This is a genomic window from Pseudomonas sp. Van50 (assembly GCF_055390755.1).
The window spans coordinates 3,719,244-3,745,346 of record NZ_AP024343.1 but is presented as its reverse complement, the minus strand read 5'-3'; the positions used below and the strand labels follow the sequence as shown (position 1 = coordinate 3,745,346).

The following is a 26,103-nucleotide window of genomic DNA, read 5'->3' as shown; positions in this document are numbered from 1 at the left end:
GCATCAAATTTTCTTATGCCCGATACGGCTTTTTTCCCGTTTGACGCTGCGCGGATCCGGCACCAAGAATCCGCTCCACGACGCAGGCCCATTGCGCCGGTATCCCCATGACAACAATAACGAGGCGTGCGCACAGCCCTGGCGGGTTCGCTCGCGCCCATAAAAGGAGCGCGCCATGCAACATGCCACATTCCCTCGATGGACCTGCACCTCGGCGGGCACCTTGCTCGGCTTGAGCCTGATCGGCGTGCCGTGCGCCCAGGCTGACTTCATCGCCGACAGCAAAGGCAGCCTGGAGGCCCGCAACTTCTACTTCAACCGCGACTTTCGCCAGGAAGGGGCACGGGACAAGGCCGAGGAATGGGCCCAGGGTTTTCTGCTGCGGATGGAATCGGGATACACCGCCGGGACCGTGGGTTTCGGCCTCGATGCCTTGGGCATGGCCGGTTTCAAGCTGGACTCCGGCGGCGGCACGGCTGGCACCAATCTGTTGCCAGCGGATTTGTCGGGCGGTTCCCAGGACCGTTATGGCGAATTGGGCCTGACCGCCAAGGTGCGCCTGTCCAATAGCACCTTGAAACTGGGGACGTTGCAGATCAAGGACCCGGCGGTGAGTTCCAACGATACGCGCCTGTTACCGGGAACGTTCAAGGGTGGGTTGCTGAGCGTGCAGGAAATCGATCGTTTGAAGCTGACTGCCGGGCAACTCACGCAGATCAACTTTGTCGACTCCACCGACTACCAGGACATGACCGCCAACCGCATCGGTGGCAGCAGTGACAAGTTCCAGTTCGCCGGGGCGGACTATCAGTTCCTGCCGAACCTCACGGCGCAATACCGCTATAGCCAGCTGCAGGATATCTACCAGCAAAACTATTTCGGGTTCGTCCACACCCTGGACCTGGGCGCAGGCCAGTCATTCAAGAGTGACGTGCGTTACTCGCGCAGCGCCGAAGACGGCAGTTTCCGCGATCTCGACAACCAGGCCTTCGGCGCCTTGTTCACCTACAGCCTGGCGGGCCATGCCGTGGGCCTGGGCTATCAGCGCATGAGCGGCGACGATCCGTTCCCCTACATCGGCCGCAGCGATCCGTACCTGGTCAACTTCGTGCAGATCGGCGACTTCGCCAACATCGACGAGCGTTCCTGGCAAGCGCGTTATGACTACAACTTCGCGGCCATTGGCGTGCCCGGGCTGACCTTCATGACTCGATACATCACTGGCGACAACGTCCAGCGCAGCGCCGCGGGCGAAGGCAAGGAATGGGAGCGCAACACGGACATTGCCTATGTGGTGCAAGACGGCACGTTGAAGGGGCTGGGCTTGAAATGGCGCAACGCGACGGTGCGCTCGAATTTTGGTAATGACCTGGATGAGAATCGGCTGATCGTCAGCTATACGGTGGCGCTGTGGTAACGATATTCCGGTAACACCGAAGGGGGGCCGTCGAGTCGCTAACGCCATGACGGGGATTGTTCGGCCACCAGAAGCAGTGACTGCGGCACCGGGCTTTGCGGGTGCTGCGGCTCCTGCAGGCCCACCAGTCGAAAACCAGCCATGTCCAAGGCATTGAGCCAACTGGACAAGGTGCGGAAGTACCACGGCATCGGCTGCCATTGACCTTTGAACCCATCGAAGGTCTCTTCCCGCCAGCCGTCCTGATAATTGCCCGCCGCCACGGTCCAGGGATGCAACGTCTGGATCACCAGTGCACCGCCAGGGCTGAGTAAGGCGTTCATGGCGGCGAGCAGCGGGATGATGTCCTGATGCAACAGGGCGAAGTTGGCGCAGACCAGGTCGTAGCCGCTGCCGACGTCCACCTTCGCCTCTACCAGCGCGTCATAGCTTGCCAGATGCACCGGCGAGGATCCCGACGCCCGGGCCGATTCGACCAACGTCGCGTCACCATCCACACCCACCGCCTCGACGCCCCGTTCAGTCAGCGCCCGCAACAACCAACCTTCGCCACAACCCAGATCCAGCACGCGCTCGGGCTGACGGCTCAGTACTGCCAGCAGCATGGCCTGGTCGGTGACCGTCTGACGGCTTTCGATGGCCCCCGTGCGGATGGCTTCTATCCAGGCTTGGGCATTGTGCTGCCAGCTTTGGAGGAGGGTGGTTTCGGAGAGCGACATTGATCCAGCTCCGGCAATAGGTCGAGTAAGCATAGGACAACGGCTGGCGCAGAGGCGCCGCAGGTCAAAGCGGTCGGTCAAGAAACAACAGGCGTGCCGCCAGCGCTGCCATGACCCCGGCAAAACCATAGGTGCCCAGGCGTCTTGAAATCCCACCGCTTGCCAGTTTTGCCCTGAGCTGTGCGGCGCCAACACCCAGCAGCGTATGGAAGACCAGTGCAATCAGTGCCAGCAAGGCGCCAAGGAAGATCAACTGCAAGCCCACGCCGCCGGCCTTGAGGTTGACGAACTGGGGCAGGAACACCATGAAGAACAGCAGCGCCTTGGGATTCAAGAGGCTGTTGAGGGCGCCTCGGCAGAAGATTTTCCACAGCGAAGCCGCCTGGAGCTGGCTATCCTGCGTCGCTGCCGGCGTTCTGAGTGCTTGCCAGGCCAGCCACAGCAGATAACCGGCCCCGGCCAGGCGCAGCACGTCGAACGCTGGCGCCCAGCTCATGACCAGCGCGCCAATGCCAGCGCTGACCATCAGCGTCATCAGCGCGTCCGAAAAGGCAATGCCGAGGGCGGCTGCGACGCCGGCACGCCAGCCGTGGGCCAACGCATGGCTGGTGACAAAGGCCATGTTGGGCCCCGGAACGATCAGCAGAAGTACGACAGCAACCACGAACAGGTAGAGATTGGCGGTATCCGGCATGGGGAACACTCCGTGGGATGAGCCACGACAGTAAGCGAAGGGCGAGGAGGGCGTCAGTTACAGTCCGGGCTTATCTGATAGCAACAGTCGTCTCGCGATGAATCACGGTTGTCGCTAAACTGCGGCCCCGAATTCAGCAAGGAAGTCGATGGATGCGTTCGCTTGTCGGCAGTGTGCTTCTTTCCACGGCTCTGACGGCCTCGGTCATGGCCGAGCCGCGGGCGTTTTCGGTGAATGATCGCAGCGGTCAGTACCTGATCGAAGTGCTGTTCCCGGAGCCGCCGGAAGATCCACATCAGCTGGCACAAGCGTTCATTACCGTGCGCGACAGCAAAACCCTCGAAACCCTGCAGCAATTGCAGACGCCCGCCGGCAACGTGCCCGTGGACCGCAACGGTAAGGTCGATAACTGGCTACTTGGCCCCAGAGCCTGCTGTACTTCGACGACTTCAACTTCGACGGCCGCCAGGACTTGGCGATTCGCAACGGCAATGATCCCGAGGCGAGCTACAAACCGACATTCGACGTCTACCTGCAAGACCCGCAGAAAACCCAATGGGCCCTCAACCCGGCCCTGACGAACCTGGCAAAGGAGGACAGCAAAGGCATGTTCTCCGTCAGCCCGCTGGACGGCATCCTGCTTTCGCAAACCGACCGCGACTGCTGCTGGACGCGCGCCACCCACTGGAAAATGCGTGGCGACGAGTTGGTGCTGCTCTATTCGAGCACCGAAGAGCAAATCCAGCCTACCGAGCCAGGGGAAAACACCAGCATGCCCGGCGGCTACACGCTGCGCACCACGGGTGAATTGAAAGAAGGCCAGTGGCACGAACAGTCGCGCCTGGAAGGTCCGGAAAAGGAGGAACCGGTGATCCTTGCCGGCACCCTCGACGCCAAGACCCCGGTAGAGCTCTGGTATCAGGCGCAAGGCGCCGTGATCATTGGCGAAGTGCGCTATACCCAGGCGGACAATAGCGAACTGATCAAGCTGCTGGGCATTCGGGAAGACGCTGACGATGGCCTTATCAACCTCCATGAATATGCCGGCGACGGTGGTCAAACGGGTACCTGGCGGATCTCCCGGGAAAATGTCGAACCCTATTTTTTCACTGGCACGTGGATCAGCGATGCCGAGGGCAACGACCGCCAACGGGTAGTCTTGCTACATGATGAAGAACGGGAGTTGGATGTCGAGAAAATCGACGACGTCGACGCTGACCAGCGCAGCGGCCATTACCGGATGCGCCAGGATTCCCCGGGGCATGATGCGGATCTGGACTTGAAGATCCTCCCGGACCGCGACGCCAATGGGAAAGAAGTCGCCGAATTCACCGTGACCACGAAGAACAACGTGACCGAACATCACATCGTGCCGATGGACACCGACAACCTGATCATCGTGCGCGAGCCGCAAGCCAGCGAGAAGAACGGGCCGTATCACATTCAATTGGTGAAAGGCTTTGCGGTCATTGGCTACAACGCGGTGCCGGATTCACAGGACGGATTGGCTGGGGTGTATTTGAAGCTGCGTTGAGCACCACAGCAGCCAATCGGACAGTAAGCATCCCGGGGCCGTTAGGGCAGCGACTAACGCTGCGTTCCTGTCGGTTCTACGACGCTTCGAATCAGTGAAGCGAACGTTCCGATGACCTCGTCTTCGCCATGCCGCCCCCGTACCAATGCGCCGGACAGGGCTTCTCCCGCGCCAACCAGGCCAGTGCAGCATCGCTCGAGTTCGTCCGCTGACCACGTCGCATGAGGTTCGAGCACAGACATGAACATCTGCACACAGTTATCCAGAAGCTCCTGGAACACCGCCGCCTTCTCCTCGCTGCCTGCCAGGGCTGCACCCACGGCATGGAATTCGTCGGTGTTATCGGCCGCGCAATGAATGTAGGCGCTGGCCAGGACTAGCGCCGTCTCTTCCAGGCTGCGCGCAGTCTTGGACATGGCGTCACGGAAAGCGGTGACCCGCTCGGTATCGATCCACTTGTAGAGCTCGATCAACAGGCCCGAGCGGGTGCCGAAATGATCGTAGACCACCGGTTTGGATACGCCGGCACGAACGGCCAGGTGCCCCAAGGTCAAGCGATCCGCGTCTTCCTCGCGCACGATCAATAACGCGGTATCCAGCAACTGTCGCCGCCGTTCGGCTTTCGAAAGCCGGCGGGGAGGGGAACTGATAGCGCTTTGCTCAGTGTTGTTTTGCACGTTTTCGTTCCTGGTCGATAAAAACCTACCAATGGTAGGTTGGAGTGCGTGATGTTGTGTTAGCTTACCTACTGAAAGTAGGTTTAAACCAGAGACAAGGAGAACACACTATGTCACTTGATCCTATCTTGCTAATGGGCGGTTCTGGCGCCATTGGCCACCACACCGCCCGGGCGCTGCGCGCCGCTCATCCCGACGTACCCCTGTTGATCGGTGGTCGCGACCTTGCCAAGGCTCAGCGTGCCGCGGAGCACATTGGCCGGGCGCAGGGCGTGGTGATTGAGTCCGCCGCAGACGACCTGGGCCTCGGCGATCGCCCGATCAGCGCCGTCGTGGTCTTTTATATGGACCACGCTATTGCCGGGTTGCGGTTTGCGCAGAAGCGCGGCGTGCCGCACCTCAGCATTTCCTCCGGTGTTTTCGAGATCGCGCCGGAAATCGCGACGTACATGCACAGGCCTGACGCCTCGCCCATTGTCCTGGGTTACGAATGGATGGCAGGCGCGACAACAGTGTCGACACTGAGCATTGCCCGGGCATTCAGCCGAGTCCACGATATCCGTATCAACGCGCTGGTCGATGAGCAGGACACCGGCGGCCCGACCGTCGCCACCGACTTTGAACACTTGAACAACATGCTGCCCGCCGCACTGACACGACGCGACGGTGTGTTCGTCTGGCGCGAAGGAGAGGAGTCCAAGGCCAGATTCCATGCGGTGGATGGTACGCAAATCGAGGCTGGGGGCTTTTCGTCCATTGATGTCGTTGGCCTGGCGACGGCGACGGGGGCACCGAATGTCCAGTTCAACATGGCCACCGCGGTGAGCTCAAGCCGACGCCAGGGTAGGCCGATGTCCACCGAGATCATCATCGAACTGGTTGGCGATGATCTCAAGGGCGAACCGCTGCATACACGTCATGCGGTCATCCACCCGGCAGGCGCTGCGCCCTTGACCGGCCTCAGCGTCGCCATGACGCTGGAACGGCTGCTCGGGTTGGACGGCCAGCCACCGACTCCGCCAGGGCTTTATTTCCCTTATCAATTGTTGGATGCCCGCACGTATCTGGAGCGTCTGAAGGCGGAGGGCGGTGAGTTGCGCAAGCTGCAGGAGTCATGACCTGCGCAATCCCGTGTGCTGAGCGTTTTCTCGGCGGCTCTAAAAGGTCAGATCTGCTAGCCGGCTATCGGCTAGCACGCTAATGCTGAGGGATACCCACCGGGCTACAGCTTTCCAGCCCAAACCTCAGGTTTGCGTGCTGCCCAAGGCAAGGCTCGCTCCAACTGACCTGCCAGACGCAGCAGTGAGTCCTCTCGACCAAAGCCCGCTGAGAACTGCATGCCTATAGGTAGGCCACTTGCTGGATCAAACGCCAATGGCATGGACATAGAAGGGGACCCCGTGACATTCGCTAACGCGGTGAAAGGGGAGTGGGTGAATACGCGATCTATCCAGCCTCTGCCATCCAGATGCTGCTGCCCATCGTTATAGCTGCCTATTGCAGGGGGCAGTGCTGGCAGCGTCGGACTCAACAGGACGTCGTATTTGCAGAAGAAGTGACCCATGCTACGGGTCACAAGATTTCTCGAATGCATGGCCTCAAGCAAATCGATGGCGGTGAGTCGACTCCCCATCTGATGCAGCGAAAGCGTGGCAGGTTCAAGCGTGGTGGCATCAATGGGGCGGCCTGTTCCCGCAGCGATGGCATTGATCCAGGCAGCGGTATTGGCTGACCAGAACCGTGCATTCATTTCAATAAAGCCGTCCCAGCTCAGACCAATGTCCAGACGGACTTCTTCCACGCTATGACCCAGGCCTTGGAGCTGGACCGCAACATTGCAGGTCGCTTCTGCGATCGGTTCGGCGCAACGAGTGGCGTTTAGCGGATGCAGGAGAAGGCCAATCCGTAGGGATCCCGGCTCGCGAGTCGTTTCCGCCAGATAGGAATGTTGCGTCTTAACAATCTCAAAGGGATCACCAACAGCAGCCCCTTTGGTTGCGTCCAGTAAAGCGGCACTGTCGCGCACGGTTCGACTGACGACACCGTGCACGGCAAGCCCGGCCCATACCTCGTCCACCGCAGGCCCCATTGAAATTCTGCCCCGGCTGGACTTGAGTCCGAATAGTCCGGTAGCGGCTGATGGTACGCGGATAGAACCACCGCCATCGGTGGCATGCGCCGCAGGTACCAGGCCGGCGGCTACGGCAGCGGCCGAGCCACCACTCGATCCACCCGCGCTGCGACTCAAATCCCATGGGTTGCGCGTAGGGCCCGAAAATACGGATTCAGTGGTTGTACTGGCAGCCAATTCCGGAGTGGTGGTTCTGCCGATGGTCACGAGGCCTGCCTGTCGCAAGCGGATCATCAGGTTAGAGTCCTCAACGGCAATGCACCCGGTCGCCAAGCGACTGCCCAGCTCATTCAGGTGCCCCTTGGCAGTCAGCCCTAAGTCCTTGACCAGAAACGGCACGCCCTTGAATGGCCCGGTAGCTGCCTGAGGTTCATTTCCCCAAACCTCAACCACCGCATTGATCCTTGGATTGAGCTGCTCAATGGCGGACAGGGCCGCAGCGCTGACTTCGGCTTGAGTGACTTGACCGCTGCTGATCAGCTCAGCAAGACCCATCGCATCGTATTCGGCGTATTCAGTGGTTCTCATCGCGTTCTCCGAGCCATCTACCTGGCAAAAGCGGTATGATTACTTATCAGTATCGAGAGATACTCATTGGTATAGTAAGATACCGTTAAGTATCGATGTCAAGCGGAGAACACCATGCGGCCCGAACGAATTCCACAGTTAGCTCCCCGAGAAAGGATTCTCGATGCAGCCGAGGAGCTGTTTTTCAATGAAGGCATTAGTCGAGTGACGGTGGACGCCATCGCGGCAAAGGCCAAGTCGACCAAGATGACCGTCTACCGGCATTTCGACTCGAAAGACGCGCTGGTGCTGGAGTGGCTAAGGCTGCTCGTCGATAAATATTCCGAGATATTCGACGCGCTTTCGGCGCAGTACGCCGACGATGCAAAGGCGCAGATTCTCGGGTTTGCCGAGTTCATCGCCAAGGATCTTTCGGCAGCGTCTTATAGGGGCTGTCCGTTTACCAATTCACTGGCGGAGCTACCCGAGCCAGGAAATCCCGCCCGCCAACTCATCGAAGCGCATAAAAAGCGGCAGTTCCTCCGACTGGTGGATCTCTGTGTCGCGGCCGATTTGCCCGAATCGAACGAAGCTGCGATGGAACTCACTTATCTGATGGAGGGGGCCCAGGTCGTTTCGCAGAACAAAAGCATCGAGGGTGTCGGTGAAAATCTGATGAAGATGGTTCGGAAAAAAATCAGCGGCTAGCGCTCAAGCAGCCCCCGAACCCGCTTGGCAATGGCAAGGCAAGCGGTCAACCCGGGCGATTCGATCCCGAACAGATTGATCAATCCCGGAACGTTGTGCAGCCGTTCACTGCTGATGAGAAAGTCGCTGGCAGGTTCGCCAGGTGCGGAAATTTTCGGGCGAATCCCGCTGTACCCGGGTTGCAAACTGTTGTCCGGCAAATCGGGCCAATAGCTGCGAATCGCTGCATAGAAGGCATTGGCCCGTGATGGATCGACCCGATAGTCCTCGGCCTCGACCCATTCGGTGTCCGGGCCGAAACGCGCTTGGCCGCCCAGGTCCAAGGTCATGTGAACCCCGAGGCCGGCGGCCTCCGGCGCGGGGTAGATGAGATGTGTGAAGGGCGCGCGCTTGGCCAGGCTGAAGTAGCTGCCTTTGCACAGGTAATCCCGGGGTACCGTTTGTTGCGCCAAGCCCTCCATGCGCCTGGCTAATGCAGGCGCTTTAAGGCCGGCCGCGTTGATCAGCAGGCGGCAGGACAACACCATCGGTGCCGCCCCTCCGACATCGAGAAGGAAACCGTCAGCGGTGACCCGGGCGCTGATCAGGGGTGAGTAGAACGCGATGGTGGTGCCTGCCGCTTCAGCATCGCCCTGCAACGCCAACATCAACCCATGGGAATCCACGATGCCGGTCGACGGCGAATACAAAGCGGCAATGCATTCAAGCGCAGGTTCCAGCGCGAGGGCCTGCTCACGATCGAGCAGGCGTAGATCCTCCACGCCATTCACCAGTCCTCGCTCGAGCAAGACCTGCAGTTGGCGAACTTGCGCTTCATCCTTGGCGACGATCAGCTTTCCAGTTTTACGTGTGCTGACCCCATGGCTATCGCAGTAGGCATAAAGTGCATGCCTGCCCTCGACGCACAACTGGGCCTTGAGGCTGCCGGGCGGGTAGTAGATCCCGGCATGGATCACCTCCGAATTACGCGAGCTTGTGCCGATACCAATCGCTTCTCCGGCTTCAATCACCAGCACTTCATGACCTGCCAGGGCCATTTCCCGCGCGACGGCAAGACCGACGACACCCGCACCCACGACTACGCAATCGATATCGACACTCACCGTCATGGCTCCTTTCAATTGCATCTCTGTGCTTATTCCTGACGCAACAGCACCCTGGTCACTCGACGTTCTTCAACCTCCATCACGGTCATGCTCCATCCTTGGCAACTGAGCGTGTCGCCAATGATCGGTAAGCGATCCAGCAGGCTCATCACCAAACCAGCCAGCGTCTGGTAATCCTCTGTCGCTTTCGCCTGGAAGCCGATGTGTTCGCGGACCTGACTGAGATTCAGGGCGCCGCTGACCAGGAAACCGTCTTGCTGGGGAACAATATTCGGGCCTTCGATTTCACTGGCATCCGGCAGTTCGCCGGCAATGGATTCCAGGATGTCAGTCATGGTGAGGAGGCCGACGAAGTCACCGAACTCGCTCACCACGAACGCGATGTGGGTCGACTCTTTACGCATTTGCTCCAGTGCATTGAGGATCGTGAAGCTGTCGAGCAGGTTGATGGCTTTGCGCGCCATGACTTCCAGGTTCGGCTGATTGCCCGCCAGTATTTCCTTGAGCAGTTCTTTCTTATGGACAAAGCCTAGCGGCTCATCCACGCGTCCTTCGCGGATCAGCGGCAAGCGCGAGTAAGAAGAGTGCATCAGCGCCGTACGGATGTCTTGCGTGGTGTCTGCCAAGTCGAGGTGGTCAATTTGCGCACGAGGCGTCATCACGCTGCGTATCGGGCGCTCGGCCAATTGCAGCACGCCACTGATCATGACTCGTTCGCGCCGATGGAAAACCTGCTCCGGTTCATCGCCTTCCAGCATGTCGGCGATTTCCTCGCCGACTTCATCGGCCCCCAGCTTTTGGCCGCCCAGCAGGCGCAACACCGCATGGGCGGTACGCTCGCGCATCGGCCGAAGACCTTGCAGGCTTTTCTTGCGGCGCGAGCGCGCCAACTGGTTGAACAGTTCGATCAGGATCGAGAAACCAATCGCGGCGTACAAGTAGCCTTTCGGAATGTGGAAGCCCAGGCCTTCAGCCGTGAGGCTGAAGCCGATCATCATCAGGAAGCCCAAGCACAGCATGATGACGGTAGGGTGGCCGTTGACGAATTTTGTCAGCGGCTTGCTCGCGACCATCATCAAGCCGATCGAGAACATCACCGCGATCATCATGACCGACAGGTGCTCCACCATCCCCACGGCCGTGATCACCGCATCCAGGGAAAAGACCGCGTCGAGCACCACAATCTGCGCAACGATAGGCCAGAACATCGCATAGGCGGCATTGCCGGAACGTTGCGCCACGTGGCCCTCGAGTCGCTCATGCAACTCCATGGTTGCCTTGAACAACAGGAACACACCACCGAACAGCATGATCAAATCCCGGCCCGAGAACGTCTTGCCGAAGACCTCGAACAGCGGGTTGGTCAACGTCACCATCCAGGAGATGCTGGCGAGGAGGCCAAGGCGCATCAGCAACGCCAGGGACAGGCCGATGATACGGGCACGGTCGCGCTGCTCGGGCGGAAGTTTGTCGGCCAGGATGGCGATGAATACCAGGTTATCGATGCCGAGCACCAGCTCCAGCACGATCAACGTCAGCAGGCCCAGCCATGCCGTAGGGTCAACGATCCATTCCATGGATTATTCGCTCCCTCGGACGGTCAATGCGAGGGAAGGGGGCTGCAACGAGCGTATGCAGGCCGCTGGAGCGCAGGAGAGAAAACGATTCTTTGAAAGGCGACTGGGAGGTTCCTGGAGGGTGTTCATACAGACCTGGAAATGATTGGGGAAGAAATCCTACAACGGTTTCCAGTACTTCATACGAGACTATTTATTACAGGATCTGACAGGGAGGCGATCGATGATAAAACCGTGCATCGCATCCGCTGCGGAGTGGAAGGTGCCGGGGGCAGCCCAGCGCTGCGCCGTCGGCCTGGACAATCAGTTGTTCCGGCAGCAGGCGAGCGCGGGCACTTTCAACATCAGAAGTGTTGTCCCTGGCAACCCTGAGACTTTCTAGACCAACGGATCACCGGGGCCAAATAGCTGTCGCGTGAGCGTTTGAAACCAGTCCTCGGAAAACAACGCTTCCCGTGACAGGTCATCCTGCGACGCCTCTAGCGCCGTCAGCCCTCCAGACATCTGGATAATACGATTGTTGGACCTGTCCAGCCCGTATTGGTGGGCGATCGAGATGCCGTAGCCGGGCTCCAGCAAGCTGAAGCAAGCGTTCATGTAATGGGGGGATGGCGATGGATTGCCCGCGGCTTCGGTCGCGATTGCAAATGCGCAGACTTTGGCTTGGGACGTCGCAGAGAAAGCGGATTTCGGCATGGTTGCGGCATCGCAAGCGTCGCCGACAACGTACACGTGCTTCATCAGTGTCGACTCCATGGTGGCCTTGTCCACTGGGCACCATCCGCTCTCATTTGTCAGGTTTGAGCGTGTCAGCATGGTCCCTGCATGCTGGGGCGGGATCAGGTTGCAAATGTCTGCGGCAATGGTGTCGCCGCTTTCGAGCTTAACGTGTCTGCGCTGCACATCGACGCTGATAACTTTGCCGCCATGGGCGCCACTGATCCGTTCGATCAGGCTGTTCGACGTGCCGAAGCCGTAGAGACGCTCCCAGCCCTGCTGGAAGAGCGGCTGCTTGGAGAAACTCTCGTTGGCGTCCGCGATGATGAGTTTTGCCTTGGGCTTGTGGGTGCGCAGATAGTGCGCCACGAGACTCGCACGTTCATAGGGACCGGGTGGGCACTTATAAGTGCCGGCAGGCGGCGTGATCACGACCACGCCGTTGTCCGGGATGTTGCTGAGCTGTGACTTGAGGGCCGTAAACTGCGGCTCGCCGCCCCAGGCGTGGGGAACCTTCAGGGAATTCTCTTCGGATAAGCCCTCGATCTCCTCGTAGCGGAACTGCACACCGGTGGCGATGATGATTTTATCGAAGGCCTGCGTGCCATTGCGCTGCGTGAGTATCTTGCCAGGTTCGATGCCAGTGACCTTGTCTTGAATCCAGCGCACGCGGTTCGCCCAGTTCGCATAATCGAAGCGCAAGTCACTTTCGGGCCGCAGGCCCGCCAGGGCCTCGTTCGACTTGAAGCAAGCGTGGTAGTCCCGACCGCTTTCCAACACGGTGATGTTTACGTTGGGCATGAGCTCCAGCAAGTAGCGCGCGGCCATCAGGCCGCTGACGCCGGCACCGACAATTCCCACCCGCATGCCGGCACCCGTGAGCGGCGTGCTGGCATAGGCAAAGTTGGCCGCGATGCTGCCGAGGATCGAGGCGAGAAAGGTACGGCGACTGAAGTGCAATGATGTGGTCATGTTCGGTTGGAAGACTCAGAGAATGGAAAGAAGAATCTCGGCCTTGGCCTCGAGCTGTGCTGACGCTGGAGCGTCGTCCTGTAACTGTTGCGCGAGTTGGCGGATGGTCGGTGTTTTGAAGAGTGCCGATGCACCGATTTGTACATCGAACAACTCGCGGACTTGCGCAATGATGCGGATGGACGTCAGCGAATAGCCGCCCAGTTCAATGAAACTGTCGTCCACGCCGATTTGATCGACCTTCAGGACCTTGCACCAGATACGTTGCAGCACCTGCTCGAGCGGGTTTTCAGGCGCGGCATAACGCGCGCTCAGGGTCGGTCGCCCCTGGGACGGCGCAGGCAGCGCACGGCGGTCGAGTTTGCCGTTGAGGGTGCGCGGCAGCTCCTTCAACCATAGGTAGGCGCGCGGTAGCGCATAGGGCGGCAGATGTGCGGACAACCAGTTCCGCAGCTCGAGATCCGGGATGTTGTCCTCGCCGCCGTGGCTCACGAGATAAGCCACCAGCCGCTCGTCGAGTGCCGGATGCTGGACCACGACGGCTTCGGCGATGTCCGGATGGGCCAATAGCCGCGCCTCCACTTCCTCCAACTCCAGCCGGTGTCCGGCGATCTTGATTTGACGATCGTTGCGCCCGAGAAAGATCAGCGCGCCCGTTTCATCGAGCAAGGCGTTATCTCCGGTACAGTACATGCGCGCACCGGCCTCATCGGGCAGGAAGGTCAACGCCGTCATGGCTGGTGCGCCTGCATAGCCCAGGCTTACGCCAGCGCCACCAATGTAAAGTAGGCCAACGCTCCCTTGTGGTACGGGGTCCAACTGGTCATCCAGCAGGTAGCAGCGCGTCGCCGCGATTGGCGTGCCAATGGTGTGCTTGTCCGGTTCCAGGCGTGCCGCCGTCGACCAGATGGTGGTTTCAGTGGGGCCATAGACGTTCCATGCCTCGTCTGCTACCTCGCATAGCCAGTTGCCGAGATGAGCGGGCAGCGCCTCTCCACCCACCAGCACTTGGCTCCGTGGTGTGCGCGGCCATCCTCGCAGGCGAAGTGCGGACCAAAGTGACGGTGTTGCTTGAATGACGGTATTGCCCGTGGTGTGCTCCGCCATCTGGTAAGCGTTGGGGTCCAGCGCTTGTTCACGGGTCAGCACGTGCAGCATCGCACCGCTCGCGAGGGGAAGGCCAAGTTCGAGCAGGCTGATGTCGAAGCTGAGCGCGGACGTGAGCATGACTCTGTCACCTGGCCTGGTGCGTAGCAGGTCTCGGAAATGCCTGAGTACGTTTGCATAGCTGGCATGGCTAATCTCGACACACTTGGGCGTACCCGTTGATCCGGATGTGTACATGCGGTAGGCGGGAAGCGCCGGATCAATCCTTATGCCCAAAGGCCCAGGTGACGATGGGGCCTGCTCTTCAAGTGTGCGCAGGCTTACCCAGGCTTGTGAGGGGATCAGGTGGGCACTGGCTTCGCTGCAAACGACAAGTGCCGTGTCTGCGAGCACGTGGGCGAAGCGGGCCGGTGGATCGTCTGCATCCAGCACGACAAAGCAGGCGCCTGCCCGCAGCACGCCAAGTATCGCCAAGGGCAGGTCAGCGGTACGTGGCAGCATGATCCCCACCACACTGCCAGGCCCCATTCCCCTCGCCGAAAATGCCGATGCCAGTGCCATGGACCGCAGACCCAGCTCTCGGTAGCTGAGAATGCCGTCCTTGTCGCGTACGGCTGTTGCGTTGGGGCCAAGTCGGACTTGCTCGTCGAAAAGCTCCAGCACGTTTGCCGCCTGGCTTGCGGGAGTCGTCTCACGGGCGATTAGCACCGAGCTTCGCAACTGCGGCAGTTTGTGCAGGGAGGGTAGCGGCGCGTCGATGTCGTTGGCGAGCGCGTCCAGGGCCGCTTGGTAGCACTGCGCAGCCTGGTCCGCGCGCGCCTCGCTGAAACGACGTGCGTCGAAGGCAAGGTTGTAGGAAATCAAGCCGGTTGTTGGCTCAATGTTAAAGCTTGCAGTCAATGGGAAGCTCGTGACTTCGTGGGCGAATCGGTCGTGCTGCACGAGCGTGGAGGTGGCCGGGATACGGTTGTGGAAGTTGGTGAAATAGAACAGCGACTCGGACAGCCGTTCCACACCCGCTTCCCGTTGGATCTCGGAGAACGGCAGCCGTCGGAAGCCGAAGGCCTCGCGCTGTTGCTGGCCGATACGGCAGACCAGTGTGCGCCAGGTCTCGTTGCCGATGGTGGCGCGCACCGGCAGGGTGTTGATGTAGAGACCGACTGTGCGCTCTGCGGCTTCCTCGTCCAAACGCACGTTGGCGACGCTGCAGGAGAGGATCTCCCGATGGCCTGTAAGCAGGCGCAGTGCCACCAGGTGGGCACCGTTCAGCAGTACGGCCAGGGGCTCGCTGGATTGGCGCGCCGCGGCCTGCAGTTGTGTGCAGAGTCGCTCCGGCAAGGTCACCGAATGGTTCCAGTGGGAATCCCCTGTTCCTGTCTCCAACCTTGCGACAGCCACCGGTGCCAACCGCGTGGGGCTGGCGCCGGACAGGTAGTCGCGCCAGAAAGCGCGCGTCTGTTGGGAGTGCAGGGCGGCCAGTTCGGCTGCGATGAAGTCGCGGTACCGTCCGGGCGGAGGCTCGATGGTGTCCTGTCGTTTCTCGACCAGGGCACGATAGTCGGCGAAAAGCTCCGCATGGATCTGTTGGTCACTCCAGCCATCCATGATCGCGTGATGGAAACTGACGGTGAATTGGATCGTCTGGTCATCCAGTCGATGCACCTGCAGGCGCAGCAATGGTAGTTTACGCACGTCGAAGCCGCGTTCACGCTCCAGGTCTATCCATTGTGCAATTGTGCGCTGCTGCTCGTCTGGCGAACGTGTCGACAGGTCCTCGCAGTGGAGTACATCCGGGCCCTGTGACCAGACGTGTTGCACGGCGCTGCCGTCGCGGGCAATGTCGAAGCTGGTGCGCAGGCCCGGATGTCGCGCGACGAGACGCCGCGCGGCCTCCAGCAGGCAGTGTTCGTCCAGTTGCATGCCGAGCCGGTAGCTGAAGATGTCGTGGTAGCGACCGTCCAGCTCATTCTGGAAGATCATGCCCATCTGCAGGTAAGAGATCGGGAACGTATCTTCGATGCCGGGAGGCAGCGCATCGTGGTGCGGTACCGCGGCTGGGAGCGGCGGCACGTGCGACACCTCCAGGACGGCCGCCGCCACGGCAAGATCCCGCAACACCGGATGCTCGAACAGGTGTTCCACCGAGAGCATCACCCCTTGCTTGCGCGCCTCCACGGCAACAGTGATGGCACGGATCGAGTCGCCACCCTCGGCGAAGAAATGGCTCGATGGAGCCAGGTCCGGCACGCCGAGGACTTTGCTCCAGATGGCACCCAGTTTCGACTCGAGCCCTTCGGCGAGGCGTTCGTTGTCGGCGCTGTTCTCTTGGCAGAGACCGGCCAGCAACTGCCGTTCATCGACCTTGCCCTGTGGCGTGCACGGCAATTTTTCGATCGTTATGATTCGGTTGGGAAGCATGAGCGCCGGTAATTGGGTCGCCAGCCAGGCGTGCAGCGAGCGCGTCTCGACCGCAGCGCTGAGGGTGACCGCACAGATGATGGCCGGCTGTAGCTGGCCTGGGCCCTGCTGGGCGAAAGTGTGGCAACCAGAGACGGCAGGATGTCGCAGCATCTGTGCGCTGATATGACCGGGCTCAATGCGCACGCCGTTGCGCTTGATCATGTCGTCGAGTCGGCCAAGGAATACATAATGGGAACGATCGGTGCGCCGTACTCTGTCCCCGGTCCGATAGATTCGCTCTCCGGGGTGATCCGCGTGGGGATGGGGCAGGAAGCGTTGGGCCGTCTCGCGCGGGTTGCCCACGTAGCCCATGGCCAGTTGCGCGCCGGCGATATAAAGCTCGCCGTCTTCGCCAGGCGCAACCTGCCGCAAGTGTGCATCGAGAGCGAATAGCGCAGTTTGCGGTGTTGCCGAGCCAATGGATACAGGCCCCTGTGAGAGCACGTCTGCAGGTTCGCTGTGTACGCAGCAACCGACCGTCGCTTCCGTCGGTCCGTATTCGTTGTGCACGATTGACGGCGAGCGGCACAGCGAACCGGGCAACATGCCGCCGGACAGCGCCGCGCCCCCGACGACTACATGGTCAGGCCAGCGCAGTGGCCGTGGCACCAGTGACTCCAGCGCTGCGATGCCTTGCAGGTGGGCTGGCGTCAGCTTGATGAACGACAAGGTGGGCTCGGTCAGCAGCATGCTGTACAGCTTGTCCAGCGATAGGGGCTCCGGTGCGAAGCGGATCGTTTCTCCTGCGAGCAGTGGCAGCCAGAGGCAGGTCTGGGTGAAGTCGAAGCCGAGTTCTGAATGCACCAGGGTGCCGCCTCGTTTGTCGCTGGCGTAGCGTGGACTTGCCCAGCCGAGATAGGCAGCCAGTGCGCCGTGGCTGATGGCCGAAGCCTTGGGTGCTCCAGTCGAGCCCGAAGTGAAAAGGATGTAGGCGGGCTCGGACGGATGCGGGACGTACGCGCTGCCGGTATCGTCGTCCGAAGCCAGGGCTGGTTGTGGGGGCGGCACCAGCACGGGGGGCAGGTCTGCGGCCACTTCGGGTTTCTGGATGGTTGAGACAAGCAGGTAAACGCCCGCACGTCGGCACCAGTCGGCCGTGCGTTCGGGAGGAGACTCGGCCGTGAGGGGCAGCAACGTACCACCCACCCGCCAGACGGCGAGCCACCATATGATCCAGGCTGGCCCCCGCGGGGTTTGCAGCGCCACCGTGTGCCCTGGGCTGACACCGCGGGCACGCAGTGAAGCAGCGGCTGCGCGGATGGAGTGCTCCAGCTCGGCATACGATAACGTTGCATCCTGGCCAATCAGTGCCGGCCGCTGTGGGTATTGAGATGCCCATCGGCCCACCGCTGCGCCGATATCAGCGCCACCGGTCAACGGGGCGTGGGTGAGTGCACTCCACTGGCGTGCGCCGAAGTGGGTGTTCGCCTGAGGGTCGGGAAACCGAAAGAGCTGGTTCAGATCGCTTATCACGGCTTCGAATTGTGCAGGGGGCAGGCCTCGCCCGGTCAGGCGAAGCCTACCGGGGGCGGTCACCTCAAGCTGTAGCGTGGCGGCTGATGGGGGCGGGGCAAGCACGGCTTTTTCCACGGTCATGCCGGCGAAAACGTGGGGGAGTGTGCAGGTCGGCACGAACAGGAAGCGGGGGGCGCCTTTCGCGTGCTCGGTGGATCCATCGAAATGATCTGTGTATGACAAATCCATCTCGGTCTGTTCGGCTATGGCGGCGGTTGCCTTCTCGGAGTCGATGGTCCAATCGACATTGAACGCCAGTCTAAGCATGCGGCCGATGGGGCCGATCAGATCGGCTTCCTGGGTAAAGCGAGCGCCGGGTGCCAGGTAGTCTGTCACGACACGTCCATGGCGCGTCCAACGGGACAGGAACAACACCCAGCGTGCGAACAGCCAGGTGTCGTTCGCTGCCGAGGCGCAGTGCAGTGTGGCGCTTTGCTCGGTTTCCCTGGGGGTGGCCGGTGGCGCTTCGTCGGGGGCGCCAATCCCTCTGCCAGCCCAGTAGCGGCTGCCTTGTGAGTCAGACAGCAGCCCACGGTAGCCCTCGGACAAATCCGCGTATTGGAGCACGAGGCTTGAATCTGGCAGGGCCACGTTCAGATAACTGTCAGAGAGCCGGTCGAGCACGCTCGTCATCGACCAATGATCCACGCTCCAGGCGCTGACGCCCAGTTCGAGCACGCAGCCGCCATCCGTGTCGCGCATGGCGATACAGAAGGGCTGCTGCGCGAGCGTCGGCAGGTGTTCCGGCAAGGCTGAAAGCGGCTCGTGCGCGCAAACCTGTTGTACCGGCTCGGCTCCCTCTGCCGGTACAGGCAGTACCGTGCGCAGAATTTCATATCGCTGCGCCACGTGGTTGAACGCCTCGAGCAAGCGCTCACGGTTCAACTTTCCGCACAGCTGCAGGCTGGCAACGTAGCGTTGCGGTTGCCGTTCTCGCGTCCAGGTCGCTTGTTGTTGCGGCGACAGCGGATAACCCTGCGATACGTCTTCGAGAACGCTCTTAACATCATTGGCGATCACATTGTTCATTGAAGCTCCGTGCTAGCGGATCGTTTGCCCCATCATCAGCCTGACATCGCGAGTCCCCTCGTAGGCGCAACGTCCGTGCGCCATCAGTAGGTTGTCGACGATCAGGACATCGTCCTTTTCGAGCAGCAGCTGGCGTTCGCATTGTGCGTAAGCGGCGCGTAGCTGCGTGAGTTCGTCATTTCCAATCGGTGAGCCGTCGCCGAAAAAAGAGCGGTTTGGCAGGTAGCCATCGCCGTACAAGTCTCGGATTGAACGGCGCACCGCGTTGTCCAGGCTGGTTTCGTGGAAGAACAGCGCATGGTTGAACCAAGAGGCCTCGCCCGTGACGGGGTGCTTGCTGACGGCGTCGGCGACGCGCGACAGGCTCAGGTTCGCTTCCGAATGCCAGTTGACCCGGTAACCTGCGTCACGGCAGATGGCATCGACTTCTTCGCGTTGCTCGCACTGGAACACGTACTGCCATGGCATGCCCAACGGCGGACCGAGTTCACGCTGGTAAAGTACGCCGTGCTTTTCGAATCTTTCCCGTAGTGTGTGCGGCAACCGGGCCAGTACTGCACGGGAATCCGCGAGCAGATTTTCTCCGCCCGATGGCGCGGGGGATACACACCAGAAGAACAGCGTGCCCGGCCATTGGTGGGCGTAGGAATTCTCGTTGTGCAGGTCGATGCGCTGGTGTCCCGGGTGCTCGGTTGCGCTGTAGAGATTTTCGCTGAGCCTCGTACGCGGCGTGGAGCGTTCCGTGTAGCTGACAAGTTCGCCGCACAGCCCCGTCGCCAGACGGCCCAGTTCTTGTGCGCAAAGCCCTGCAAAACCCTTGGCCAACACCGCGCCGTAACGCCGCAGCTGCGCAGTCAACTCCGTGCGTGCTTGGATCGCTGCCGTGGCGAGCGAGACGTTGCGCCGAAGTGGCTCGATACGCGGTACCGGGCAGTGCGCATCGGGCGCAATGAAATGCAGCGCTGCACTCGACGCCCCGGCCGGCTTGCGGCGCGCATTCTGCAGCTGCGCGAGCAGCGCGCTCGCTTGTGCTGGCGATGGCGCCCGTACCGCCGGTGCGATGCCCATCGCGTCATTCCTCGGTTCCAAGCGTTCGGCTCGCCTCGCGACCAGTGCCAGCCGTTCCTCTTGGATATCATCCATTCGTGCAAGCCGCGCGAGTACCGTGACGAAATCATCCCAAAGCCGCTGCATGGCTTGCTCTGAATGGCGAGCTGTATTGAATGCCAGGCTGCCTGAGTAGCTGTCTGCATCGCGCTGCAGATTGATCAGGATGTCAAATTTGGCCACGCTGGGTGGGAGCACCTGCTCATGGATGACAAGCATGGATTCATCTTCGAAGGGCGCGCGCTTATCGTTGAGAACGAATTTCACATCGAAGTGTGGCGGCAGATGGGTCTGCCTCGACTTGCGCCACGCCGCCACGAACCATTCGTAGGGATATGCCTGATGGCTGAACGCATCGGTCAATTGGCGCTGGCAGGCTTGAATCATGTCATCGACGTCACCCCTGTCAGGCAGGCGAATCGGCAGTATCAATTGATTCACCATCATCCCGGCGACCTGCTCGAATTCGGGGCGCTCACGGTTGCGCGCGTCAGTGGCGATGGTCACCGGCCGGTGGGTGGTGGGGTCCTCCATCGCCAGGCACAACGCGGCGATCAATACACTCAGCTCGCCGACACGGTGGCGTGCGGTCAGGAGGTCGACCACCTGGGCTGGCGCGCCCGCAATGGAGATGCGCATATGACCCGCCGGCGGCGCGTTCCGCGGCAACGTTTTGGCAGGGACATCGTCGTCAGATGCGGCGCGGCAGTGGATCGCCTGTTCGTGCCAGAAGGCGGCCAGGACCTCACGGCGTGCAGCCAGATGTCGGGACTGCCAGTCGGAGAAGTCCACGTATTGCCACTTCGCCTCAGTCGGTTGGATCTTTTCTCCCGCCTGGATACGTCTGTAGTCCCGCAGCAATTCGCCCAGCACCAGACGCAAGGTCGTGCCATCGCTGACGATATGGTGCAAGACAAGACAGAAACTGTGTGCATTGGCTTGCGTACGCAGCAGCAATGCGCGGATGACCCGACCGCTTTCGAGGTCAAAGGCTTCGTCGGCGAAGGCTCGCAGCAAGGGCTCCATCGGTTCGTCATTTATCACTGCGGTACGGAAATCCGCTGCGATGTCCTCACGCCAACGCTGCAGGTAGTCGCCTTGCTCGAAGCGGTATGCCGTAGTGAAAATGCGGTGGCGCTGCAAGAGTGCTTCGAAGGCCTGTTTCAAGGCGTGGGCCGAGAGGGGGCCTTGGATAGTCAATACGATGTGATCGTGGTAGGCCTGTGTTTCGCCACGGTCATGCAGGATCAGCATCGCCCGCTGTGCGGATGAGACCGGATATTCCTTCTCGCGAGGAACGCGCACCAACGCCGTTCCCTGTGGACCGGCCTTGGCTGCATGCAGCGCGCGGTAGTGGCCAGCGAGCGTGGGCGCACTATAAAAATCGCGCAGCGTGATTTCGACGCCGAAGTGCGCATTGGCCCGTCCCAACAGTTGCAAGGCGATCAGCGAATTACCGCCGGCGTCATGGAAGTTCCCATGGCCATCGAACCGGGGTAGAGCCTCGTGCCACAGGCCGAGCAGCGTTTCGAAGCCTGCGCGTTCAGCCGCACTGGCTAATACAGGGTGCCGAGAAGACATCTCCTGGGCCCGCACTTCACGCAGGAGCGCTTCGAGTCGCAGGGCATCCACTTTCTGGCTCGACGTCAACGGGATTTCGGGAATGCAGATGATGTCGCGGGGCAGGGTGCCGACCTCCCATTGGTCTGCCAGGTGGGCCAGTAACCTCTGGTCGAGCGTGTCGTCGACTTCGCCGCGGGGTACCACGAAGGCGGCGATGGTCGGCGCCGCTTGCGTCCCGTCCAGTCTGCATGCGAGTACGTACGCATCGGTGATCGCCGTATGCCGTACGAGCGCATCGCGCATCGCCGACAGTTCGACTCGGTGCCCGTTGATCTTGAATTGCGTGTCTTGACGTCCCATGAACACCAGTTGGCCGGCGGCATCGATGCGGGCACGGTCGCCGGTGGCGTAGAGCCTGCCGCCTACCGGTCCGAAAGGATCGGGGACAAAGGACGTCGCGGTCTGTACCGGCTTGCGCCAATAGCTCTGTGCGATGCCGACGCCGGCAATGTACACCTGACCTTCGACACCATGGGGTACCGGGCAGAGCCTGTCATCCAGTACGTAGACCTGGACGCCAGCCAAAGGCGTGCCGATGCTCACCGGGCCGCTGCGCCGCGCGGCAATGCTGGCACAGGTGGCCCAGATTGTTGCTTCGGTGGGGCCATAGAGGTTTGCCAATGGGGCATTGCAAGCCATGCGCATTTGCCGTAACAGACCATCGTCCAACGCTTCGCCGCCGACTGCCCAGAAGGCCAGCCGCTCAAGAGCGGGCGGCAACCGCCCGCCACGTTGAAGCAGCAGCCGGGCGGCTGACGGTGTGCATTGCAGATGCGTTGCTGGCGGGCTTGGCGCAAGGTCTGTAGGCGGATGGTGGTTCGCGTTGCGCGCCGCCGCGAGTTGCTCCAGGCCGGTGTTGACGACGTCGAGGGGTAGTCCGAAATCGATCAGGCAGGCCACCTCGTCCACGCCAAGGCGATGCAGACGCTGCAATCGCTGCATGGCCGTGCATGGGCCGCAGACCAGACTCCGGTCGGCGATGAGTCGCCGTGTGGCGGTCTCGATCAGTGGGTCTTGTGCGTGCACCTCCAGGTAGGGAGCCAGACTGCGCAGCGCATCACGTGCGCCGGCGAGGTAGCGTGCAAGCAGCGGTTGCGCCACCGCGACAGCCTCGGCGTCGTTCACGCCAACATACGTGTGCAGCATCAGTACGACCCGACCTGGTGGCCCGTCATCGCCGTGGAACGCGTGCCATGCCCGCCGATAGCATTCGATATTGCGGGCCAGTTGCTCAATGTCCTGCTCCAGCAGGTGTGTAAGGACATCCAGGCCTTGTTCGGCCGCCGCCTCGAACTGATCGGGGCGGTTCGATACCGTCATCGACAGCGGGATGTCGGCCAGTGGTGCTAGCGCAATGCGGGCTTCGAAGTAGCGGCCCTCGGGATCATGGAACGGGACCGATTGGCTTTTCCATAACCTGCGTAAATCGTGCAATTGTTCAAAGCGCGTGTCTGCGCGTTGCGAAATAGGGCGGTGGGCGAGAACGAAGTCGGCCGGGTTCCACCCGGATGCGAGCGAGAGGCCCGCGCGACCGCCTGAAAAACGGGAAACCGCGGCCCAGTCCTCGGCCAGTCGGACAGTATGCTGCAGCGGCCCTATCACGCTGCCCGCACGGATCGCGATACGCTGCGTCAGGGCGGCAAGGTGGGTGGCTGTCAGCGCGGGGTTGGAGAAGAAGCCTCCAAATGCGGTGAAGTGTCGTTCCGGTGTCCACAGGGTGTCGAAGCCGTTGCGGTCGCCCCACTGTGCGGTCTGCTGTAGCAGCGCCAGATGATCGGACGGCGTGTAGTCGTCGGTCGAGCCAAAATAGAACAGGCCCAGTGCGGGCAATGGACCTGTTCCGTCGGGTATGGAGTGCGGTGGAGCATTGCACAGCTCGGCGAGCGATCCGATCCTGACCAGGAAGCCGCGGCTCATGGACCACAGCAGTTCCAGGATCGAGATATCGAAGGAAAGGCTGGAAACCGCAAGCCACACATCGCAGGACGTGCGTGGCACGAGCTGGTCCATCGCGCTGCAGAAGGCCTCCAGATTACCACGTGTCACGAGTACGCCCTTGGGGTTTCCCGTTGAGCCGGAGGTATAAAGCAGGTAGGCCGGCAGGCCGGCGTCAAGAGGCAGTGGAGCCGAGTCATACGGTGGCAATGAGTAGGCGTCGGCCAGCCAGAGCGAGAGATCTTGCCATTCGCCTGGAAGATTTCGGGCCGTGTCATCGGCAAGCCGCCAATGGGCCGCCGCGTCGTCGAGAATGAATCTCAGCTTGGCGGGAGGGAGGTCTGGCGCCAGTGGCACGTACGTCAGGCCGCGCGCGAGGCAAGCCCAGATTGCGCACAGTGTCGCCTGGTTGCGGTCGCCCAGGATGACGACCCGATCACCTGGGCGGGCGCCCAGGCGATCGAGACCGATCGCGATCGCTCGGATGCCGCCAAGCATCTGCGAGAACGTGAGCGTCGTCCCGTTGCCAGTGTCCAGCGCCAGGTCATCGGGCCTTAGTGTGGCCTGATCAAGCAATGCATCCAGTGGCGATGCGCAGTCGCCCGCACTCGGACGCGGTCCTTCGAGCACGGCCAGAGGCACGTTGTCGGGCATCAGTTGGCCGATGGGGGTGGTCGGGTCGTCAAGTGCTTGGCATAGCTGTATGAGCATACTGCCCAGGCCCTCGGCGAACGATTCGATGGCCGCCTCGTTGTAGAGTCCGCTGTCGTACTCGATCCAGAGGTCGATGCCGTCGGAATCTTCGGCGAGATAGACGCTGAGATCGAATTTAGCGATGCCAGTGTCCACATCCAGCATGGCCATTTCCACTTCGCCAAGTTGCAAGGGTGGCAGCGGATTGTTCTGCAGTGCGAACAATATTGACGGCGACTCACTGACCGTTTGCGGCGCTTCGTGGGCGATGCTGTAGAGCGACACCTCGCCGTGGCGCATCAGGTCGCGCAAAGTCGCCACGACGCTTGTGACGAAGTCGGCTACCGTTTCATCCGCTGCGCAGCGGTGGCGCACGATCACGGTATTGGCGAGATAGCCGACAAGGCGTTGCCGCTGTCGTTCGTTGCGGTTGGCGAGCAGGGTGGCAATGGCGATGTCGTTGTCGCCGCTGCGGCACGCAAGAAATCGCAGGAATGCGGCGAGCATCAGTTGGTAGCGCGTGACGCGCAGTGCGCGGGCCGAGGCATCGAGCGAGGCCATGATGCCGTCGAAGCGGTGCTTGAGCGTGCGTCCGCGCCGCGACTGCGGCCGAAGACGGTACGCCTCGCCGTTGGACGGAAGACGTGTCCACCGTAGCCCGTCCAGATGCTTCTTCCAATAGGCCAGCGATGCCAGATAGGCGGGCTGTCTCGTCGCATCCAATGCGTCAGCGACATAGTCGCCGATGCGATAGGGTGGTGCTGCTGGCGTAGCCTGTGGCGATCCGGTTTCGCCCGAAGTGTATGCGACATAGGCGGCCGCGATCTCTGTAATCAGGATGCCCAACGACCAACCGTCCATCACCATGTGGTGGAAAACCAGCAGCAGGATGGCGTTTCCCGGTTCCAGCGTGAGCAGGCTGGCTCGCATCAGTGGGCCATGCTCAAGATCGAAAGGACGGCGCGCTTCCTGCCGAGCGCACCGTGTCACGGCGAACTGCCGCGCGCGGACGCCCAGCGCGCTCAGGTCATGCCGCTGCCATGCCAGCTCGGCGTTGGGTTCTATGCGTGCGACCGGCTTGCCGTCTACGCAGGGGAAACGCATGCGCAGACTGTCGTGCCGAGCCATGGCCTGCCGCAGGCAGACCGCAAGCGCTGTCTCGTCGAGTGGGCCCGATAGCCGTAACGCACTGAGATGGTGATAGGCGGGATCAAGCGGATACCGTTGCGTCAGCCCCCAAAGCCGGCGTTGCCCCAGGGTCAGGGGTAATGTTTCCACGGTGCGCGCATCCAGCGCTTCGGTGTGCATGTCCGGTATCGCCATACCTAGCTGAGGCGGTCGCTGACGACCTGGAGCGTGCAGCTTCTGTCTGCCGCCAGTACGTTCATTCAGTCGAGCTGCATGACTTGAAAGATGTTGCCCTCGGGGTCGGCGCCGTCGTACATCGAATAGGCGAATCCGTCATAGCGCTTGAGCGCCTGCACGGCAACACCGGCGGCGGCAAGCGTCTCCCGATGTTTTTCCAGATTGGCAGGGACTGTGAAGACGATCTTCGTATTGGGCCCGCAATGGTCTTGCGAGGGCGGCGTGCGAAAGGCGGGGCCGACGAGGTGCAGCGCCAGCTCCACGCCGCCCGCATCGAAGACGACCCACTCGTTCTCGATTTCCTCGGTGATGATGGAAAGCCCGAAGTGCTGCTGGTAAAAAGCCTTGAGCAGCGCGACATCCCGCACATAGATAATCAACCGAGACATTCTGGCTGTCATGGTATTTTCCTTGAACGAAGAGAAGATAAGCTGAGTCGGGAAGCGCTCGAAGAAGTGCTTGACCGACTATCAGTCTTCAGTTGAACCATTCCATTTGATCCAAGAATTC

At 61.2% G+C, this 26,103-nt stretch carries 15 protein-coding genes; 5 read left to right on the top strand and 10 right to left on the bottom strand.

Annotated elements, in window-relative coordinates; all coding sequences use genetic code 11:
- The first annotated feature begins 175 nt into the window (after window positions 1-175).
- Entirely contained in the window at window positions 176-1,417 is a 1,242-nt protein-coding gene (locus ACZ5M5_RS15775) for an OprD family porin (RefSeq protein ID WP_464737584.1), read from the top strand.
- A gap of 38 nt (window positions 1,418-1,455) precedes the next feature.
- On the opposite strand, the gene ACZ5M5_RS15770 is transcribed toward ACZ5M5_RS15775, so the two are convergent.
- Window positions 1,456-2,136 carry a class I SAM-dependent methyltransferase gene (locus ACZ5M5_RS15770; RefSeq protein ID WP_464737583.1) on the bottom strand — a complete coding sequence of 227 codons (681 nt, stop codon included), beginning with the start codon at window positions 2,134-2,136 and terminating at the stop codon, window positions 1,456-1,458.
- 64 nt (window positions 2,137-2,200) lie between these two features.
- Window positions 2,201-2,830: a LysE family translocator gene (locus ACZ5M5_RS15765; RefSeq protein ID WP_060742303.1), complete on the bottom strand. Its 630-nt coding sequence runs from the start codon at window positions 2,828-2,830 to the stop codon at window positions 2,201-2,203.
- Window positions 2,831-2,982: 152 nt separating this feature from the next.
- On the opposite strand from ACZ5M5_RS15765, the gene ACZ5M5_RS15760 reads away from it, so the two are divergent.
- Both ACZ5M5_RS15760 and ACZ5M5_RS15755 read left to right on the top strand, forming a co-directional pair.
- Window positions 2,983-3,408, top strand: a complete 426-nt coding sequence (locus ACZ5M5_RS15760; protein ID WP_464737582.1) for a hypothetical protein — start codon at window positions 2,983-2,985, stop codon at window positions 3,406-3,408.
- Complete coding sequence (locus ACZ5M5_RS15755; protein WP_464737581.1) at window positions 3,303-4,364, top strand: XAC2610-related protein; 1,062 nt, start codon at window positions 3,303-3,305, stop codon at window positions 4,362-4,364. The genes ACZ5M5_RS15760 and ACZ5M5_RS15755 overlap by 106 nt, the downstream gene beginning before the upstream one ends.
- 53 nt (window positions 4,365-4,417) lie before the next feature.
- On the opposite strand, the gene ACZ5M5_RS15750 is transcribed toward ACZ5M5_RS15755, so the two are convergent.
- The gene (locus ACZ5M5_RS15750) at window positions 4,418-5,041 is read right to left on the bottom strand and encodes a TetR/AcrR family transcriptional regulator (protein ID WP_464737580.1); all 624 of its coding nucleotides are present in this window, start codon (window positions 5,039-5,041) and stop codon (window positions 4,418-4,420) included.
- A gap of 110 nt (window positions 5,042-5,151) precedes the next feature.
- Between ACZ5M5_RS15750 and ACZ5M5_RS15745 the strand changes: the two genes are divergently transcribed.
- Entirely contained in the window at window positions 5,152-6,159 is a 1,008-nt protein-coding gene (locus ACZ5M5_RS15745; protein WP_060742305.1) for a hypothetical protein, read from the top strand.
- Window positions 6,160-6,263: 104 nt separating this feature from the next.
- Here the strand turns inward: ACZ5M5_RS15745 and ACZ5M5_RS15740 are convergent, their stop codons facing one another.
- Window positions 6,264-7,700, bottom strand: a complete 1,437-nt coding sequence (locus ACZ5M5_RS15740; protein WP_060742306.1) for an amidase — start codon at window positions 7,698-7,700, stop codon at window positions 6,264-6,266.
- A 114-nt stretch (window positions 7,701-7,814) separates the two neighbouring features.
- Here ACZ5M5_RS15740 and ACZ5M5_RS15735 point away from each other — a divergent pair, with 114 nt between their 5' ends.
- Window positions 7,815-8,387, top strand: coding sequence for a TetR/AcrR family transcriptional regulator (locus tag ACZ5M5_RS15735; protein WP_060742307.1), 573 nt, complete (start codon window positions 7,815-7,817; stop codon window positions 8,385-8,387).
- Here ACZ5M5_RS15735 and ACZ5M5_RS15730 read toward each other — a convergent pair.
- From ACZ5M5_RS15730 to ACZ5M5_RS15705, 6 genes are all read right to left on the bottom strand, one after another.
- Window positions 8,384-9,490, bottom strand: a complete 1,107-nt coding sequence (locus tag ACZ5M5_RS15730) for an NAD(P)/FAD-dependent oxidoreductase (protein WP_060743215.1) — start codon at window positions 9,488-9,490, stop codon at window positions 8,384-8,386. The two genes, ACZ5M5_RS15735 and ACZ5M5_RS15730, sit on opposite strands and share 4 nt — an antisense overlap.
- A gap of 32 nt (window positions 9,491-9,522) precedes the next feature.
- The gene (locus tag ACZ5M5_RS15725) at window positions 9,523-11,070 is read right to left on the bottom strand and encodes a TerC family protein (protein WP_464737579.1); all 1,548 of its coding nucleotides are present in this window, start codon (window positions 11,068-11,070) and stop codon (window positions 9,523-9,525) included.
- Window positions 11,071-11,448: 378 nt separating this feature from the next.
- Complete coding sequence (locus ACZ5M5_RS15720; RefSeq protein WP_464737578.1) at window positions 11,449-12,759, bottom strand: FCSD flavin-binding domain-containing protein; 1,311 nt, start codon at window positions 12,757-12,759, stop codon at window positions 11,449-11,451.
- A gap of 15 nt (window positions 12,760-12,774) precedes the next feature.
- Window positions 12,775-18,870, bottom strand: coding sequence for an amino acid adenylation domain-containing protein (locus ACZ5M5_RS15715; protein ID WP_464737577.1), 6,096 nt, complete (start codon window positions 18,868-18,870; stop codon window positions 12,775-12,777).
- Between the two features lie 12 nt (window positions 18,871-18,882).
- Window positions 18,883-25,536 carry a MupA/Atu3671 family FMN-dependent luciferase-like monooxygenase gene (locus ACZ5M5_RS15710; protein ID WP_464737576.1) on the bottom strand — a complete coding sequence of 2,218 codons (6,654 nt, stop codon included), beginning with the start codon at window positions 25,534-25,536 and terminating at the stop codon, window positions 18,883-18,885.
- A gap of 80 nt (window positions 25,537-25,616) precedes the next feature.
- Window positions 25,617-25,994: a VOC family protein gene (locus tag ACZ5M5_RS15705; protein WP_060742312.1), complete on the bottom strand. Its 378-nt coding sequence runs from the start codon at window positions 25,992-25,994 to the stop codon at window positions 25,617-25,619.
- Window positions 25,995-26,103: the final 109 nt, after the last annotated feature.

Excerpts from the sequence above, each read along its gene's own strand:
- ACZ5M5_RS15735 (WP_060742307.1), top strand. The coding sequence starts at position 7,815 with ATGCGGCCCGAACGAATTCCACAGTTAGCTCCCCGAGAAAGGATTCTC.
- ACZ5M5_RS15740 (WP_060742306.1), bottom strand. The coding sequence starts at position 7,700 with ATGAGAACCACTGAATACGCCGAATACGATGCGATGGGTCTTGCTGAG.
- ACZ5M5_RS15770 (WP_464737583.1), bottom strand. The coding sequence starts at position 2,136 with ATGTCGCTCTCCGAAACCACCCTCCTCCAAAGCTGGCAGCACAATGCC.
- ACZ5M5_RS15725 (WP_464737579.1), bottom strand. The coding sequence starts at position 11,070 with ATGGAATGGATCGTTGACCCTACGGCATGGCTGGGCCTGCTGACGTTG.
- ACZ5M5_RS15720 (WP_464737578.1), bottom strand. The coding sequence starts at position 12,759 with ATGACCACATCATTGCACTTCAGTCGCCGTACCTTTCTCGCCTCGATC.
- ACZ5M5_RS15705 (WP_060742312.1), bottom strand. The coding sequence starts at position 25,994 with ATGACAGCCAGAATGTCTCGGTTGATTATCTATGTGCGGGATGTCGCG.
- ACZ5M5_RS15710 (WP_464737576.1), bottom strand. The coding sequence starts at position 25,536 with ATGCACACCGAAGCGCTGGATGCGCGCACCGTGGAAACATTACCCCTG.
- ACZ5M5_RS15765 (WP_060742303.1), bottom strand. The coding sequence starts at position 2,830 with ATGCCGGATACCGCCAATCTCTACCTGTTCGTGGTTGCTGTCGTACTT.
- ACZ5M5_RS15745 (WP_060742305.1), top strand. The coding sequence starts at position 5,152 with ATGTCACTTGATCCTATCTTGCTAATGGGCGGTTCTGGCGCCATTGGC.
- ACZ5M5_RS15760 (WP_464737582.1), top strand. The coding sequence starts at position 2,983 with ATGCGTTCGCTTGTCGGCAGTGTGCTTCTTTCCACGGCTCTGACGGCC.
- ACZ5M5_RS15775 (WP_464737584.1), top strand. The coding sequence starts at position 176 with ATGCAACATGCCACATTCCCTCGATGGACCTGCACCTCGGCGGGCACC.
- ACZ5M5_RS15715 (WP_464737577.1), bottom strand. The coding sequence starts at position 18,870 with ATGAACAATGTGATCGCCAATGATGTTAAGAGCGTTCTCGAAGACGTA.